This is a genomic window from Bosea vestrisii, from assembly GCF_030144325.1.
GTDB classification, from domain to species: Bacteria; Pseudomonadota; Alphaproteobacteria; order Rhizobiales; family Beijerinckiaceae; genus Allobosea; species Allobosea vestrisii_A.
Genome location: NZ_CP126307.1, coordinates 1,792,707 through 1,807,070 on the forward strand (window position 1 = coordinate 1,792,707; position 14,364 = coordinate 1,807,070).

A 14,364-nucleotide genomic window follows, 5' to 3' on the forward strand; every position below is an offset into this window, starting at 1 on the left:
TCGGACAATTAAGGGAAGAAACGACATGGCAGGACGTTTGAAGGGCAAGGTCGCGGTCGTCACCGCAGCCGGCCAGGGCATCGGCCGGGCGATCGCCGAAGCTTTCGTCGCCGAGGGCGCGACCGTCTGGGCGACCGACAAGGACGTTGCCCTGCTTGACGGCATCCCGAAGGCGAAGAAGCGCAAGCTCGACGTGCTCTCGACCAAGGCGGTCGAGGCCTTCGCCGAGAAGGTCGGCACCATCGACATCCTCGTCAACGCTGCCGGCTACGTCCATCACGGCACGATCCTGGAATGTGACGACAAGGCCTGGGAGTTCTCCTTCGACCTCAACGTCAAATCGATGCACCGCACGATCAAGGCCTTCGTCCCCGGCATGCTCGCCGCCGGCAAGGGCTCGATCGTCAATATCGCCTCCGGCGCCGGCTCGGTCCGCGGCATCCCGAACCGCTATGTCTACGGCGCCACCAAGGCGGCGGTGATCGGCCTGACCAAGGCAGTCGCGGCCGACTACATCAAGAAAGGCGTCCGCTCGAACGCGATCTGCCCCGGCACGATCCAGTCGCCCTCGCTCGACCAGCGCATCGTCGAGCTCGCCAAGGTCACGAAGACGACCGAGGCGGCCGCCCGCCAGGCCTTCGTCGACCGCCAGCCCATGGGCCGGCTCGGAACCGCCGAGGAGATCGCCTGGCTTGCGGTCTATCTCGGCTCGGACGAGGCGAGCTATACCACCGGCCAGATCCATCTCGCCGATGGCGGCTTCGCGCTCTGAGTAGCGCCATGCACGTCCTGATCACTGGCGCCGCCGGCATGATCGGCCAGCGGCTGGCTGCGCGCATCGCCCGCGAGGGCGCATGCAACGGCAAGCCGCTCTCCAGACTGACGCTGACCGACGTCTTCGAGCCACCGCGACCGACCGGCTTCGCCGGGCCGATCGAGGCCCGCACCGAGGATTCCAGTTCGCCTGCAATCGCGACCGAACTCGCGGCCCTTCGGCCCGACATCATCTTCCACCTCGCCGCGATCATCTCCGGCGAGGCGGAGCGCGATTTCGACAAGGGCTACCGCATCAACCTCGACGGCATGCGCAATCTGCTGGAGGCGATCCGGCAGGAGGATATCCGTAACGGCTCCTATGTGCCCAAGCTCGTCTTCTCCTCGTCGAGCGGCATCTTCGGCGCGCCCTTCCCGCCTGCGATTTCCGACGAGTTCCATGTCACACCGCTGACCAGCTACGGCGCACAGAAGGCGATCGGCGAACTCCTCCTCGCCGACTATTCGCGGCGCGGGTTCATTGACGGCGTCGGCATCCGCTTCCCCTCGATCGTGATCCGGCCCGGCAAGCCCAACGCCTCTGCCGGCGGCTTCTTCTCCGGCATCATCCGCGAGCCGCTGCAGGGTCTGGAGGCACTGCTGCCGGTCGACGAAAGCGTCATCTTCACCCATGCCTCGCCGCGCTCAGCCGTCGGCTTCCTGCTGCACGGCGCCTCGCTCAGCCGCGAAGAGCTCGGCCCGCGCATCAATCTCAGCATGCCGGGCGTCTGCGTCACCGTCGGCGAGCAGATCGAGGCACTCCGCCGCATCGCCGGCGACAAGGCGGTCAAGCTGATCCGCCGCGCCCCCGACAAGGCCGCCGCCGACATCGTCAAGGGCTGGCCGACCCGCTTCGATGCCCGCCGCGCTTTGTCGCTCGGCTTCCGGGCCGAACAGGATTTCGACGAGATCATCCGCGTCCATATCGAGGACGACCTCGGCGGCCGCCTACCCAACTGAACGTAAGAAGCATAGATCGGACAAAAGCATGCATATCCTCGTCATCGGCGGCGCCGGCATGGTCGGCCGCAAGTTCATCGAGCGCCTGGCGCGCGACCGCGGCCTCGGCGGCAAGGCCATAGACCAGGTGACGGCGCAGGACGTCTTCCCGGCTGCCGCGCCGGCGAATGCGCCCTTCGCCTTCGAGTCGCTGACCTCCGACCTCTCCCAGCCGGGCGAGGCCGAGAAGCTGATCGCCTCGCGCCCCGAGTTGATCGTCCATCTCGCGGCGATCGTCTCCGGCGAGGCCGAAGCCGATTTCGACAAGGGCTACCGCATCAATCTCGACGGTACGCGCTACCTCTTCGACGCGATCCGCCTTGTCGGCGACGGCTACAAGCCGCGCGTGATCTTCACCTCCTCGATCGCCGTCTTCGGCGCGCCCTTCCATGACAAGATCGAGGACGAGTTCTTCACCACGCCGCTGACCAGCTACGGCACGCAGAAGGCGATCGGCGAGCTGCTGCTCAGCGATTACAGCCGTCGCGGCTTCTTCGATGGCGTCGGCATCCGCCTGCCGACAATCTGCGTGCGCCCCGGCGCGCCGAACAAGGCCGCTTCCGGCTTCTTCTCCAACATCATCCGCGAGCCGCTCGCCGGCCAGGACGCGGTGCTGCCGGTCTCCGACCAGGTCCGCCATTGGCATGCCTCGCCGCGCTCGGCCGTCGGCTTCCTTATCCACGCCGCGACAATGGACACCAATGCGATCGGTCCCCGCCGCGCCCTGACCATGCCGGGCTATTCCGCGACGGTCGCCGAGCAGATCGAGGCGCTGCGCAAGGTCGCCGGCGAGAACGTGGTCAAGCGCATCAAGCGCGTGCCCGATCCGGTGATCGACGCCATCGTCGCCGGCTGGCCGCGCAATTTCGATGCCAAGCGCGCGCCCGCGCTCGGCTTCAAGGCGGAATCGAGCTTCGAGGAGATCATCCGCGCCCATATCGACGACGAACTCGGCGGCACCTTCGTCGCGTGACACGGGACGTCATGGTCGGGCTTGACCCGACCATCTCTTCTCAATGAGCGAGGGATGCTCGGGTCAAGCCCGAGCATGACGACAGTGGTCTAGGGCAGCTTCCTCAGCATCAATGGCGCGCCGACCGCCGGGTCCTTGCGCCACTGCCCACCCTCGAAGACCAGCTCGACCTTGTGGCCTTTGCGGGCGATCAGCTCGAGCCGGCCTGCTTCATAGCGCCAGGCGATCGGCGAGAAGATCGTCAGCCCGGTATCGGGGCAGAGCCCGTCGAAGCTCACGACCGAAGCACCGGCATTGGCCGAGGGAGCGGTCGAGAGCACGAGCTTGCAGATGTCGCGCCCGGCTTGCCGCATCACGGTATAGCGGCCTGGAACACTCCCTGCCGCCGGCGCATTCGCCGGATCGACAGCAGTCGGGCGCGCCGCGGCCGTCGCCGCGAGCTCCGCGCGGCCCGGTGCAGGTCGCGCCGCGGCACGGACGTACCCCTTCGGATCGAGGCCATACTGGCTGCCATCGGTGCCCTTGCCGCGACGCCCGGGATCGGCTTTCTCGTCGAAACTCACGAGTGCCTTCCCGGAGCCATCGAGCAGGCGCGGCGCGCCACCGGACACGTCCCAGGCAACGACATCATCCAGGATCGGCAGGGCGCGCCGGCACGTCGCCGGGAAACGGATCTGCCGGCCCTGCCCTGCGACCTCTGCCCCGAAGGTCACGGTGCATTTCCGCGACGCGCCGAGCTTCTCGATGTCCCAGGAGCCGATGAACGGCTTGAGCGCCTCGGGCGCCTGCTCGGCGCCGCGCGGCAGCGATTGCGTCTGCGCGCCCACCGGCGAGGCGGCGAGCAGCGCCAAAGCGGCGATCGCTAAGCCCCGCTGCATCCAGCGCATTCCCGTCGTGATCAGGCTTTTGTCCATGGCGTCTCGGCAACCGGTGTCAGAGGACCCTTGCCATCGAACCATGAAACAAGATTGTCGACCAGAAGCTGGCCCATCTGTTCGCGTGTATGCACAGATGCCGAGCCGACATGCGGCAGAAGCACGATATGATCCATCGCGATCAGCTCGGCCGGCACGCGCGGCTCGTCCTCGAACACGTCGAGGCCGGCGGAGAGGATGGTCTTAGCCTTCAGCGCCTCGATCAGCGCCTGCTCGTCGATCACCGTGCCGCGGCCGACATTGACGACGATGCCGTTCGGCCCGAGCGCCTTCAGCACCTCGGCATTGATGATGTGATGGGTCGAATCGCCGCCCGGCGCGACCGAGACCAGCGTGTCGACATCCTGGGCCATCTCGACCAGCGAGGGATAGTAGCGATAGGCGACATCGGCCTGGCGCGAGCGGCCATGATAGGCGATCGGCACGTCGAAGGCTTCGAGCCGGCGCGCCACAGCCTTGCCGATCCGGCCGAGGCCGACGATGCCGATCTTGCGCTTGCGCAGCGAGGTGGTGAGCGGATAGGCGCCCTGGAGCCACTTGCCGGCGCGCAGATAGCGGTCGACCTGAGGCAGCTGGCGCACGGTCGACAGCAGCAGGCCGATGGCGAGATCGGCGACCTCATCGGTCAGCACATCAGGCGTATTGGTGACGATGAGGCCGCGCTTGCCGGCGGCCTTGGCATCGACATTGTCGTAGCCGACGCCGAAATTCGAGACGACTTCCAGCTTCGGCAGCGCATCGAACAGCGCGTCGTCGATGCGCACATGCGCGCCACCACCGGCGACGCCGCGCACCCGGTCCTTCACGGCCGCGAGCGCCGCCGGGCGATCCTGCTCCTTCCAAAGCTCATGCACGGTGAAGCGCGCCCGGAGCTGGTCGGCGGCATAGGCCATCAGCGGCCCGGTCATGACGATCTCGATCTTGTTCTGCGCGGTCATGGTCCTGCTTTCTTGGAGGGCGTACGTGGCTTGATTTCAAACTTTTAAAACGATTAGATCAGCATAGCTGCCGGAGCAGCGCCGGGGAATTACCATGGCGCGCAGGCAGGGGCTGCTTGCAGAGCCGGTTATGACATCCCGGCTCGGCTGTCGATTCAGCTCGATATAGTATGATTTAATCACGCGATTCTGCTCGCATTTGCCTCCGCTCGACCAGCGAGCAGACGCAGCGTGCTGTTCAGACTGTCGATCACCAGCCCGCTCATCCGGGCCGCTGCGAGCTCGCCGTCGCGCTGCACGATTGCATCCAGCACGCGCTCATGATCGATCAATGACGCGGTGAAAAAGAAGCGGTCGTCGGGCGCCTTCAGGAACAGCGACCATTGGATCGTCGCGCAAACGGCGGGCGCCAGGCATTGCAGCGGCGGATTGCGGGTCGCGGCGAAGATCGCTTCGTGAAAGGCGAGGTCGGCATTGACGGTCCGCTCGGCATAGGGCGGATTCTCGACCATGCCGCGATAGGCCGCCTCGATCCGCTGCAGGTCAGCCGCACTGCGCCGCTGCGCCGCGAGACGTGCCGCGCTCGGCTCGACGAAAAGCCTGAGTTCGAAGAGATCACGGATGAACTTCTCGTTCGGATCGGCTCCGAAATGCCAGGCCAGCACATCCGGGTCGAGCAGATTCCAGGCCTCGCGAGGCGCCACTCGCGTCCCGCTCTTCGGCCGCGCCTCGACCAGCCCCTTGCCGCTCAAAAATTTGACCGCCTCGCGATAGGCGGTGCGCGAGACCGAAATCTCGCCCTTCAGATCATCCTCGTTCGGCAGCAGCGCGCCAGCCGGCGACGCCCCGGTAATGATCGCGACCGCAAGCCGGTGCGCCACCTGGCTGAAAAGCCGGTCGGGGTTGAGCCTCGTCGGGCGCGCATGGACATGGAGCCGCATCGAACCGCGCCTTTCCTCCGAAGATCGGCAGCGTCGGAGAGGTACTCCCGCTGGCTGCCCCGCGCTTGACACGCCTCTTTCTATCGTATGACTTTATCCGCGAACGAGGTTGACGCAACAGGCGGCTCGCCTGGATTGCGTGATCTCGCGTCGATCGGTCGTCAGAAACCGATGATCTGCAGCGCCGCCGACGGGGATTGTGTCAGGCACCCCGGGGCAACCTAAAGAGCGGGAGAGAAACCAAAGATGGCATCCGTCCAGATTGCCGACGTGCGCAAGGCCTATGGCTCGACGCAGGTCATTCACGGCGTCGACATCGACATCGACGATGGCGAGTTCGTCATCCTCGTCGGCCCTTCGGGCTGCGGAAAATCGACCTTGCTGCGCATGATTGCCGGCCTCGAGAACATCTCGGGCGGCGAGATCCGCATCGGCCCGCGCGTCGTCAACGACGTGCCGCCGAAAGAGCGCGACATCGCCATGGTCTTCCAGAACTATGCGCTCTACCCGCATATGACGGTCGCCGACAACATGGCATTCTCGATGAAGCTGCGGAAGGCGCCGAAGGCCGAGATCGACGAGCGCGTCAACAAGGCCGCCGGCATTCTCGGCCTCGACAAGCTGCTCGACCGCTATCCGCGCCAGCTCTCGGGCGGCCAGCGCCAGCGCGTCGCCATGGGCCGCGCCATCGTGCGCGATCCGCAGGTCTTCCTCTTCGACGAGCCGCTCTCCAACCTCGACGCCAAGCTGCGCGTGCAGATGCGCACCGAGATCAAGGAGCTGCACCAGCGCCTCAAGACCACGACGGTCTACGTCACCCACGACCAGATCGAGGCCATGACCATGGCCGACAAGATCGTCGTGATGCATGACGGCATCGTCGAGCAGATGGGCGCGCCGCTGGATCTCTACGACAATCCCACCAACCTCTTCGTCGCCGCCTTCATCGGCTCGCCCTCGATGAACCTGCTGAAAGGTACGATCCGCGCCAACGGCTTCGAGACCGAAGGCGGCGTGATCTGGCCGATCGGCAAGCATCCGGCCGATTCGAACGACCGGGCCGCCGTGCTGGGCATCCGCCCCGAGCATCTCATGCTCGATCCGAGCGGCCTTTCCGCCGAAGTCGTGGTCATCGAGCCGATGGGCTCGGAAACCCAGGTCGTCGTTCGCTGCGGCGGCCAGGACCTGACCTGCATCTTCCGCGAGCGCATCACCGCCAAGCCCGGTGAGACGATCAAGATCCGCCCCGATACCTCGGTGACCCATCTCTTCGACGCCGCGAGCGGCAAGCGCATCTGAGACATTGAGGCCGCTGCACGGAGAACACTCCGGCAGCGGCCTTCATACCGACAAATCGCGACGAGGCTCCCATGCAGGGCCTCGCGGCCACCCGGAGGAGAACAGCAATGACGATTTCCAGACGCGACGTATTGATTGGTGGCGCAGGCCTCGCAGCCGGCGCCACCATGCCTGTGCCGTCGATTGCTCAGGCGGCTAATATTGAGAAAGGCGCGACGCTGCGTGTGCTGCGTCCGACCAAGTTCGTCGACCCTGACCAGACGATCTTCAATGAGAACACCGAAGCCTTCACCAAGGCGACCGGTGTCCAGGTCCGCGTCGACTATGCGAGCTGGGAGGATCTGCGCCCGCAAACCGCCGTCACCGCCAACACCGGCGCCGGCCCCGACATCGTCGTCGGCTGGGCCGACGATCCGCACATCTTCGCCGACAAGCTGGTCGACCTGACGCAGGTCGCCGAGGATCTCGGCAAGAAATATGGTGGCTGGTATCCGGTCGCCGAGAAATACGGCAAGAAGGACAAGACCAACACCTGGATCTCGATCCCGATGGGCGGTTCCGGCGGCCCGGCGGTCTATCGCGAATCCTGGGTCAAGGAAGCGGGCTTCGACAAGTTCCCGACCGACCATGCCGGCTTCCTCGACCTTGCCCGCAAGCTCAAGGCCAACGGCCACCCGGCTGGCTTTGCGCTCGGCAACGCGGTCGGCGACGGCAACTCGTTCTGCAACTGGCTGGTCTGGTCGCATGGCGGCTACATGGTCGACGAGAACAACAAGGTCGCGATCAACAGCAAGGAGACGATCGAGGCGCTGAAATACGCCAAGGCGCTCTACGAGACCTTCATCCCCGGCACGCTGTCCTGGCTCGACATCAGCAACAACAAGGCGCTGAGCGCCGGCGAAATCGGCCTGACCCAGAACGGCGTCTCGCTCTACTTCTCGATCAAGAACGCGAAGGACGAGAAGACCGCGGCGATCGGCAAGGATCTCAACCATGCGCCGATGCCGGTCGGCGCCGGCGTCGGGCGGCCGACCGAGACGGCGCTGGTCATCAACGCCATGGTGTTCAAGCACACCAAGTTCCCGAACGCCGCCAAGGAATATCTCCGCTTCATGATGGAGAACGACCAGTACGACAAGTGGCTGACCGGCTGCTTTGGTTACTGGACGCAGCCGCTGAAGGGCTATGCGAAGAGCAAGGTCTGGGAGAGCGATCCCAAGATCCTGGTCTATCGCGACACCTGGGAGCGGGCTTTGTGGAGCGGATACAAGGGCGCGATCACCGAGGCTGCCGGCACCGTCAATGCCGAGTATGTCATGGTCCAGATGGTTGCTTCCGTCTGCGCCGGCCAGGCGACGCCGGAGGAGGCCGCCGCCGAGGCTGAACGCCGCGCCAAGCGCTACTACCGCACCTGATCGTCACGACTGCGCCGCCGGGACCTTCCGGCGGCGCGGCTGCTTCACGGGAAGAGCGCCATGACGATAGCCGCCGAAGCCAGGACCACTCACCATCTGCCGCAAAACTGGCTGGTCCGGCTGCTCGACAACAAATCCTGTCTTATCTTCCTCTGCCTGCTTCCGGCCGCCGCCCTGCTGCTGATCTTCCTGACCTATCCGCTGGGCCTGGGCATCTGGCTGGCCTTCACCGACACGAAGATCGGCCGCTCCGGCCATTTCATCGGCTTTGAGAATTTCACCTCGCTGATGCAGGACCGGGTCTTCATCACCTCGGTCTGGAACACGCTGCTCTATACTGGCGTCGCCACGGTCGCGAAATTTGCGCTCGGCCTCTGGCTGGCGCTGCTGCTCAACAACCACCTGCCGTTCAAGTCGCTGCTCAGGGCATTGATCCTAGTACCTTGGATCGTGCCGACGGTGCTTTCGGCCATCGCCTTCTGGTGGATCTACGATCCGCAGTTCTCGATCATTTCCTATGTGCTGGTCGACGTGCTCGGCTGGCGCACCAGCTATATCGACTTCCTCGGCGAACCGTGGGCGGCGCGCTGGTCGCTGATCGCCGCCAATACCTGGCGCGGCATCCCCTTCGTCGCGATCTCGCTGCTGGCCGGCCTGCAGACGATCTCGCCGGCGCTCTACGAGGCGGCGATGCTCGACGGCGCCAATGCCTGGCAGCGCTTCCGTCACGTCACCTTCCCCATGCTGATGCCGATTCTCGCGGTGGTGCTGACCTTCTCGGTGCTGTTCACCTTCACCGACTTCCAGCTCGTCTACGCCATCACCCGCGGCGGCCCGATCAACTCGACCCATCTGATGGCGACGCTCGCCTTCCAGCGCGGCATTCCCGGCGGCCAGCTCGGCGAGGGCGCTGCGATCGCGGTGGCGATGATCCCCTTCCTCGTGCTGGCCACCCTGTTCAGCTACTACGCGCTCGCCCGCCGCAAATGGCAGCAGGGAGAAGACAATGACTGATCACGCTGCCGCGGAGCGCCCGCACCTCGTCGAGAAGGAGACTAGCGGCGTCATCGACTGGTCCTCGGGCCCGCGCCGCTTCATCACCGTCTACCTGCCGCTCTCGATCTTCGTGATCGTGCTGCTCTTCCCATTCTACTGGATGGCGATCACCGCCATCAAACCGAATGCCGAGCTCTACGATTACAAGACCTACAACCCGTTCTGGGTGAGTTCGCCGACGCTGGACAACATCAAGCGGCTGCTGTTCCAGACCGATTATCCGCAATGGCTGCTGACGACGATGACAGTCGCGACCGTCGCGACCGTGCTCTCGCTGTTCTCCAGCGTGCTCGCCGCCTATGCGATCCAGCGCCTCAAGTTCAAAGGCTCGCAATATGTGGGCCTCGCGATCTATCTCGCCTATCTGGTGCCGCCCTCGATCCTGTTCATCCCAATGGCGACGCTGATCTTCCAGCTCGGCCTGTTCGACTCGCAATGGGCATTGATCCTCACCTATCCGACCTTCCTCATCCCGTTCTGCACCTGGCTCCTGATCGGCTACTTCAAGTCGATCCCCTACGAGCTTGAGGAATGCGCCATGATCGATGGTGCGACCCGCCTGCAAATCCTCTGGCAGATCACCTTGCCGCTGGCTCTGCCCGGGCTGATCTCGGCAGGCATCTTCGCCTTCACTTTGTCCTGGAACGAGTTCATCTACGCGCTCGCCTTCATCCAGTCGGCCGAGAAGAAGACGGTCCCGGTCGCGGTGTTGACCCAGCTGGTCGAGGGCGACGTCTACCACTGGGGCTCGCTGATGGCCGGCGCTTTGCTGGGCTCGATCCCGGTCGCCCTGCTCTACTCCTTCTTCGTCGACTACTACGTCGCCTCGCTGACCGGCGCGGTGAAGGAGTGATGTCGTAAGACGGGCAGCCTCCCGGCCGCCCCTAGCCAAGGCCAAGACACGTGACTTCCATTGCCTTCATCGGGCTCGGCGCCATGGGCGCGCCGATGGCCGAGAATCTCGTCAAGCGCCAGTTCCGCGTCACCGGTTTCGATATGAGGGAGAGTGCGCGCGCTGCACTCGTGGCCGCCGGTGGTCATGCTGCCGACAGCGCTGCTACTGCAGCCCAGGGCGCAGAGATGCTCGTGCTGATGGTGGTCAACGTCGCTCAGGCCCGCTCAGTCCTGTTTGAGGCCGGTTCGCTGGCCGCGCTCGCTCCCGCCGCCACCGTCATCCTGATGGCGACCTGTCCGCCGGGCGAGGTCGAGGCCATCGCTGGAGCTGTCACGCAGACCGGCCGACACTTCGTCGATGCACCGGTCTCGGGCGGTGTGAAGGGCGCGCAGGGCGGCACGCTCACAATCATGGTCGGCGCCCCCTTGGAGAGCTTCGCCAAGGCCAGGCCCGTCCTCGAGGCCATGGGTGACAAGGTCTTCCATGTTGGCGAGAAGCCGGGCCAGGGCGCGACGGTGAAGACCGTCAACCAGCTGCTCTGCGGCGTCCATATCGCGGTGGCGGCCGAGGCGCTCTCGCTGGCGCAGAAGGCCGGCATCGATGGCAAGGTACTGTTCGAGATCATGGGCGGCTCGGCCGCCTCCTCCTGGATGCTGAGAGACCGCGGCCCGCGCATGCTCGAAAACGAGCCGCCGGTCGCTAGCGCCGTCGACATCTTCGTCAAGGACCTCGGTATCGTCCTCGATGCCGGGCGCGCCGCCAAGGCGGCGCTGCCTCTCGCTGCGGCCGCCCACCAGATGTTCCTCGCCGCCTCGGGCCTCGGCCATGGCGGGCGCGACGACTCGCATGTGGTGCGCGCCTACCGGGCGTTGAACCGCAAGCCGGACAACGATGCCTGAACGAGAGCATTTTCGAGCGAAGTGGGCACCGGTTCGCGTGAAGAAAATGCGTCAAAACAGAAATCTAAAGCACTTCCGCGGTTCGGAGAAACGCGGAAGTGCTTTAGCCTCAGCGCGTCTTCGGCGGCGCCGTCGTCCCGCGCACAACCAGTTCGGGCGTCAGCACGACGCGCTGCGGCGGCGCCGACGGATCGGCGATCCGGCGCAGCAGCAACTCCGCCGATGTCCGCCCCATATCATCCTGGAAATTTTTCAGCGTCGTCAGTGCCGGATACCATTGCGATGCTTCTTGGACGTCATCGCAGCCAATGACCGAGAAGTCCGCGCCGGCCTCCAAGCCGCGATGACGCAAGCCGAGCATCGCGCCGAAGGCGGTGAGGTCGTTGAAGCAGACAGCGGCAGTCGGCGGATCAGCGGCATCGAGCACCTTCTGGACGCCCTTCAGCCCATTCTCGCGCGTGCCATAGGCCGAGTAGACGATCGTCGGATCGAGCGGCAGGCCGTGCTTGGCCAGTGTCTCGCAATAACCGCGATAGCGATTGCGGCCGGTCGAGATCAGCGGGCTCTCGCCGAGGAAGGCGATACGGCGATGGCCGAGCCCGAGCAGATGCTCGACGGCGAGCACGGTGCCGTGCCGGTCATCCGAGCCGACGAAATCGAGGCCGATGCCGGGAATCTCGCGCGAGAGCTGCACCAGCGGCACCTGCGCCGCCATCAGGTGCTGCAGCGTCTCCGCCGTCGTGCCGCCAGCCGGGCAGATGATCATGCCGTCGGGCCGGTATTCCTTGAGGGTGTTGAGGACGCGGTCCTGCCGCTGCAGGTTCTCCGCATAGGTTCCGAGCAGGATCGAGCGGCCATGCGTCGTCGCCGTCTCCTCGATCGCGGCGAGCAGCTCGGCGAAGTAAGGATTGGTGATGTCGTGGAAGCCGACGCCGAGGATGTTGGTCCGATCGGTCCGAAGCGAGGCCGCGCTACGGTTGTAGCTGTAGCCCATCTCTCGCGCGATCTGCTGTACGCGCAGGCGCGTGCCGTCGGCGACGAGCGGGCTCTCGCGCAGCGCGAGCGAGACGGTCGCGGTGGAGACCTCAAGCCGGTCGGCGATGATCTGCAAGGTAACGCGGCCACGGCCACCGGGTTTGACACCCGCCCTCCCGGCCCCCGAGGGGTCGCGCGAGTGTCCGTCATTAGCCATCAATCGCTTCTCCTGAAGCCTGGAAGCCGCTGCATTCAACCAGTTCTTGGCCAAATCGTTCCGCATTCCCTTGTTCCATCTCATATAATTCGGAGAAACTGAAGATGAGCACGACTAAAGAATCGATCGGCTTCATCGGCGTTGGTTACATGGGTCAGGGCATGGCGAGCTGTATTCTCGCCAAGGGCTTCCCTCTCACCGTCATGGGCCATCGCAACCGCAAGCCCGTCGAAGAGCTCAAGGCCGCGGGCGCAACGGAAGCCGCAACGCCGCGAGAGCTGGCCGGGAAGGCGAGCATCATCTTCCTCTGCGTTACCGGCTCACCCCAGGTCGAGCAGGTCATCAACGGTCCCGATGGCATCGCCGCCGGCGCAAAGCCCGGCACGATCATCGTCGACTGCTCGACCTCCGACCCGGTCTCCACGGTCGCCTTGGCGGAACGGCTCGCTGCCATGGGCCTGCACCTCTGCGACGCTCCGCTGGGCGGAACACCCGCCCAGGCGAAGCTCGGTCAACTCTCGACGATGATTGGGGCCGACAGCGCGGTTTTCGAGCGCATCCATCCGGTCTGCGAGGCCTGGGCCCAGAAGATCGTGCATCTCGGCCCGGTCGGCGACGGCCATAAGATGAAGCTGCTCAACAACTTCCTTTCGCTCGGCTATGGCGCGATCTATGCCGAAGCACTGACCCTGGCGCAGAAGGTCGGCATCACCCCGCAGACCTTCAACAGCGTCATCACCGGCGGACGCATGGAGTGCGGTTTCTACCAGACCTTCATGAAATACGTGCTCGAACGCGATCCGGACGCACACAAGTTCACGCTCTCCAACGCGCTGAAGGACGTGCGCTATCTGGAGAGTCTCGCCAACGCCGCGGGCGTCCCGAACCCGGTCGGCGGAGCGGTCAAGAACGTCTATGCGGCCGCCGTCGCGAGCGGCATGGGTGAGAAATATGTGCCCATGCTCTCCGACTTTGTCGCCGGGCAAAGCAAGGTCTCGCTCGGCTAAACCCGACTTCAGTCGAGCCGGGCCGAGCCTTCGGGCACGGCCCGGACGCGCTCGCGATAGAGCAGATAGAGCCCGGAGGCGATAACGACCGCGGCACCGATGAAGGTGAAACGGTCGGGAATCTGCCCGAAGACGAACCAGCCAAGCAGGATCATCCAGACGATCTGGGAATAGATGAAGGGAGCCAGGATCGTTGCCGGCGCGCGCTGATGCGCCAGGATCAGCAGCCAGTGGCCGAGCGCCCCGAAGAAGCCGGTTCCGCCCATCAGCAGCCAGCTCTGCCAGTTCTGGGGCCAGGACCAGAACAGCGGCAGCAACGGCAGCATCAGCACGACGCCGCCGATGCCGGAATAGAACATCGTCGTTTGCGGGGAATCGCTCGAGGCCAGCATCCGCGTCGACAGGCTGTAGAAGGCGTAGCAGAAACAGCCGCAGACACTGAGCAGCGCCGCAGGGTGCAGGCCTCCCACCCCGGGCCTTGTCACCACCAGCACCCCGAGGAAGCCAACGCCAATCGCGATCAGCCGGCGGGGGCCGGCCCATTCGCCGAGCAAGGGCCCGGCAAGCAGCGCAACCAGCAAGGGCGCCGCGAACATGATCGAGACCGTCTCGGCCAGTTGCAGATACTGCAGCGCGACAAAGTTGAGCGCCGTCGAGCCGAGCAGCAGCAGCGAGCGGAAGCCCTGCAGCCAGGGCCGCTTGGTCCGGGCGATGCCGGGATGACTCCAGGGGTTGAGGAGGAGCGAGACCAGCGCGACGCTGACCAGATAGCGCGCCAGCACGACCTGCATCGGATGCATCGTCCCGCCGAGCCATTTCGCGCAGGCGTCGAGCAGCGAAAAGCAGACGATCGCCCCACTCATCAGCGCGATGGCGGTCAGGCGTGTCCGGCGCGTATCCGGAAGCGGAGCGGGAGCGGCCGACAAGGCTGAGCGTCTCGTCATGCTCTGGAGGAATGACGAGCCATCATTGAACCGATTTAAGACTTGAAACCAGCCCCTC

Annotated in this window: 14 protein-coding genes; 9 read left to right on the forward strand and 5 right to left on the reverse strand. The window is 65.1% G+C overall.

Annotated elements, in window-relative coordinates; genetic code table 11:
* Nucleotides 1–25: 25 nt before the first annotated feature.
* From QO058_RS08935 to denD (QO058_RS08945), 3 genes are read left to right on the forward strand one after another with little or no spacing between them, the layout of a single operon-like run.
* Nucleotides 26–772, forward strand: a complete 747-nt coding sequence (locus QO058_RS08935; RefSeq protein ID WP_284171672.1) for an SDR family oxidoreductase — start codon at nt 26–28, stop codon at nt 770–772.
* A gap of 8 nt (nt 773–780) precedes the next feature.
* The gene (gene denD, locus QO058_RS08940) at nt 781–1,773 is read left to right on the forward strand and encodes a D-erythronate dehydrogenase (protein WP_284171673.1); all 993 of its coding nucleotides are present in this window, start codon (nt 781–783) and stop codon (nt 1,771–1,773) included.
* A 28-nt stretch (nt 1,774–1,801) separates the two neighbouring features.
* On the forward strand, nt 1,802–2,785 hold the full coding sequence (denD, locus tag QO058_RS08945; protein WP_284171674.1) for a D-erythronate dehydrogenase: 984 nt from the start codon (nt 1,802–1,804) through the stop codon (nt 2,783–2,785).
* A gap of 89 nt (nt 2,786–2,874) precedes the next feature.
* Here the strand turns inward: denD (QO058_RS08945) and QO058_RS08950 are convergent, their stop codons facing one another.
* From QO058_RS08950 to QO058_RS08960, 3 genes are all read right to left on the reverse strand, one after another.
* Entirely contained in the window at nt 2,875–3,699 is an 825-nt protein-coding gene (locus QO058_RS08950) for an AprI/Inh family metalloprotease inhibitor (protein WP_284171675.1), read from the reverse strand.
* A complete protein-coding gene (locus QO058_RS08955) occupies nt 3,684–4,658 on the reverse strand; it encodes a 2-hydroxyacid dehydrogenase (protein WP_284171676.1) in 975 nt (324 codons plus the stop codon). Before QO058_RS08955 ends, QO058_RS08950 begins: the two co-directional genes overlap by 16 nt.
* A 179-nt stretch (nt 4,659–4,837) precedes the next feature.
* Nucleotides 4,838–5,599 (reverse strand): FadR/GntR family transcriptional regulator, encoded by a 762-nt coding sequence (locus QO058_RS08960; protein WP_284171677.1) that lies wholly within the window; start codon nt 5,597–5,599, stop codon nt 4,838–4,840.
* A 246-nt stretch (nt 5,600–5,845) separates the two neighbouring features.
* On the opposite strand from QO058_RS08960, the gene QO058_RS08965 reads away from it, so the two are divergent.
* The 5 genes from QO058_RS08965 to QO058_RS08985 all read left to right on the forward strand — a co-directional run bounded on the left by QO058_RS08965 (nt 5,846) and on the right by QO058_RS08985 (nt 11,163).
* On the forward strand, nt 5,846–6,898 hold the full coding sequence (locus QO058_RS08965) for an ABC transporter ATP-binding protein (RefSeq protein ID WP_284171678.1): 1,053 nt from the start codon (nt 5,846–5,848) through the stop codon (nt 6,896–6,898).
* 107 nt (nt 6,899–7,005) lie between these two features.
* Nucleotides 7,006–8,313, forward strand: coding sequence for an ABC transporter substrate-binding protein (locus QO058_RS08970; RefSeq protein WP_284171679.1), 1,308 nt, complete (start codon nt 7,006–7,008; stop codon nt 8,311–8,313).
* A gap of 60 nt (nt 8,314–8,373) precedes the next feature.
* Entirely contained in the window at nt 8,374–9,327 is a 954-nt protein-coding gene (locus tag QO058_RS08975; protein WP_284171680.1) for a carbohydrate ABC transporter permease, read from the forward strand.
* Nucleotides 9,320–10,222 (forward strand): carbohydrate ABC transporter permease, encoded by a 903-nt coding sequence (locus tag QO058_RS08980; RefSeq protein WP_284171681.1) that lies wholly within the window; start codon nt 9,320–9,322, stop codon nt 10,220–10,222. The genes QO058_RS08975 and QO058_RS08980 overlap by 8 nt, the downstream gene beginning before the upstream one ends.
* Before the next feature lie 50 nt (nt 10,223–10,272).
* Entirely contained in the window at nt 10,273–11,163 is an 891-nt protein-coding gene (locus QO058_RS08985; protein WP_284171682.1) for an NAD(P)-dependent oxidoreductase, read from the forward strand.
* Between the two features lie 109 nt (nt 11,164–11,272).
* Here QO058_RS08985 and QO058_RS08990 read toward each other — a convergent pair whose 3' ends face one another.
* A complete protein-coding gene (locus QO058_RS08990) occupies nt 11,273–12,355 on the reverse strand; it encodes a LacI family DNA-binding transcriptional regulator (protein WP_284171683.1) in 1,083 nt (360 codons plus the stop codon).
* Nucleotides 12,356–12,459: 104 nt separating this feature from the next.
* Between QO058_RS08990 and QO058_RS08995 the strand changes: the two genes are divergently transcribed.
* Nucleotides 12,460–13,362 (forward strand): NAD(P)-dependent oxidoreductase, encoded by a 903-nt coding sequence (locus QO058_RS08995; RefSeq protein WP_284171684.1) that lies wholly within the window; start codon nt 12,460–12,462, stop codon nt 13,360–13,362.
* Nucleotides 13,363–13,370: 8 nt separating this feature from the next.
* Here QO058_RS08995 and QO058_RS09000 read toward each other — a convergent pair whose 3' ends face one another.
* Nucleotides 13,371–14,288 (reverse strand): DMT family transporter, encoded by a 918-nt coding sequence (locus tag QO058_RS09000; RefSeq protein WP_284171685.1) that lies wholly within the window; start codon nt 14,286–14,288, stop codon nt 13,371–13,373.
* Between the last annotated feature and the right edge of the window lie 76 nt (nt 14,289–14,364).

Excerpts from the sequence above, each read along its gene's own strand:
- QO058_RS08935 (WP_284171672.1), top strand. The coding sequence starts at position 26 with ATGGCAGGACGTTTGAAGGGCAAGGTCGCGGTCGTCACCGCAGCCGGC.
- denD (WP_284171673.1), top strand. The coding sequence starts at position 781 with ATGCACGTCCTGATCACTGGCGCCGCCGGCATGATCGGCCAGCGGCTG.
- denD (WP_284171674.1), top strand. The coding sequence starts at position 1,802 with ATGCATATCCTCGTCATCGGCGGCGCCGGCATGGTCGGCCGCAAGTTC.
- QO058_RS08950 (WP_284171675.1), bottom strand. The coding sequence starts at position 3,699 with ATGGACAAAAGCCTGATCACGACGGGAATGCGCTGGATGCAGCGGGGC.
- QO058_RS08955 (WP_284171676.1), bottom strand. The coding sequence starts at position 4,658 with ATGACCGCGCAGAACAAGATCGAGATCGTCATGACCGGGCCGCTGATG.
- QO058_RS08960 (WP_284171677.1), bottom strand. The coding sequence starts at position 5,599 with ATGCGGCTCCATGTCCATGCGCGCCCGACGAGGCTCAACCCCGACCGG.
- QO058_RS08965 (WP_284171678.1), top strand. The coding sequence starts at position 5,846 with ATGGCATCCGTCCAGATTGCCGACGTGCGCAAGGCCTATGGCTCGACG.
- QO058_RS08970 (WP_284171679.1), top strand. The coding sequence starts at position 7,006 with ATGACGATTTCCAGACGCGACGTATTGATTGGTGGCGCAGGCCTCGCA.
- QO058_RS08975 (WP_284171680.1), top strand. The coding sequence starts at position 8,374 with ATGACGATAGCCGCCGAAGCCAGGACCACTCACCATCTGCCGCAAAAC.
- QO058_RS08980 (WP_284171681.1), top strand. The coding sequence starts at position 9,320 with ATGACTGATCACGCTGCCGCGGAGCGCCCGCACCTCGTCGAGAAGGAG.
- QO058_RS08990 (WP_284171683.1), bottom strand. The coding sequence starts at position 12,355 with ATGGCTAATGACGGACACTCGCGCGACCCCTCGGGGGCCGGGAGGGCG.
- QO058_RS08995 (WP_284171684.1), top strand. The coding sequence starts at position 12,460 with ATGAGCACGACTAAAGAATCGATCGGCTTCATCGGCGTTGGTTACATG.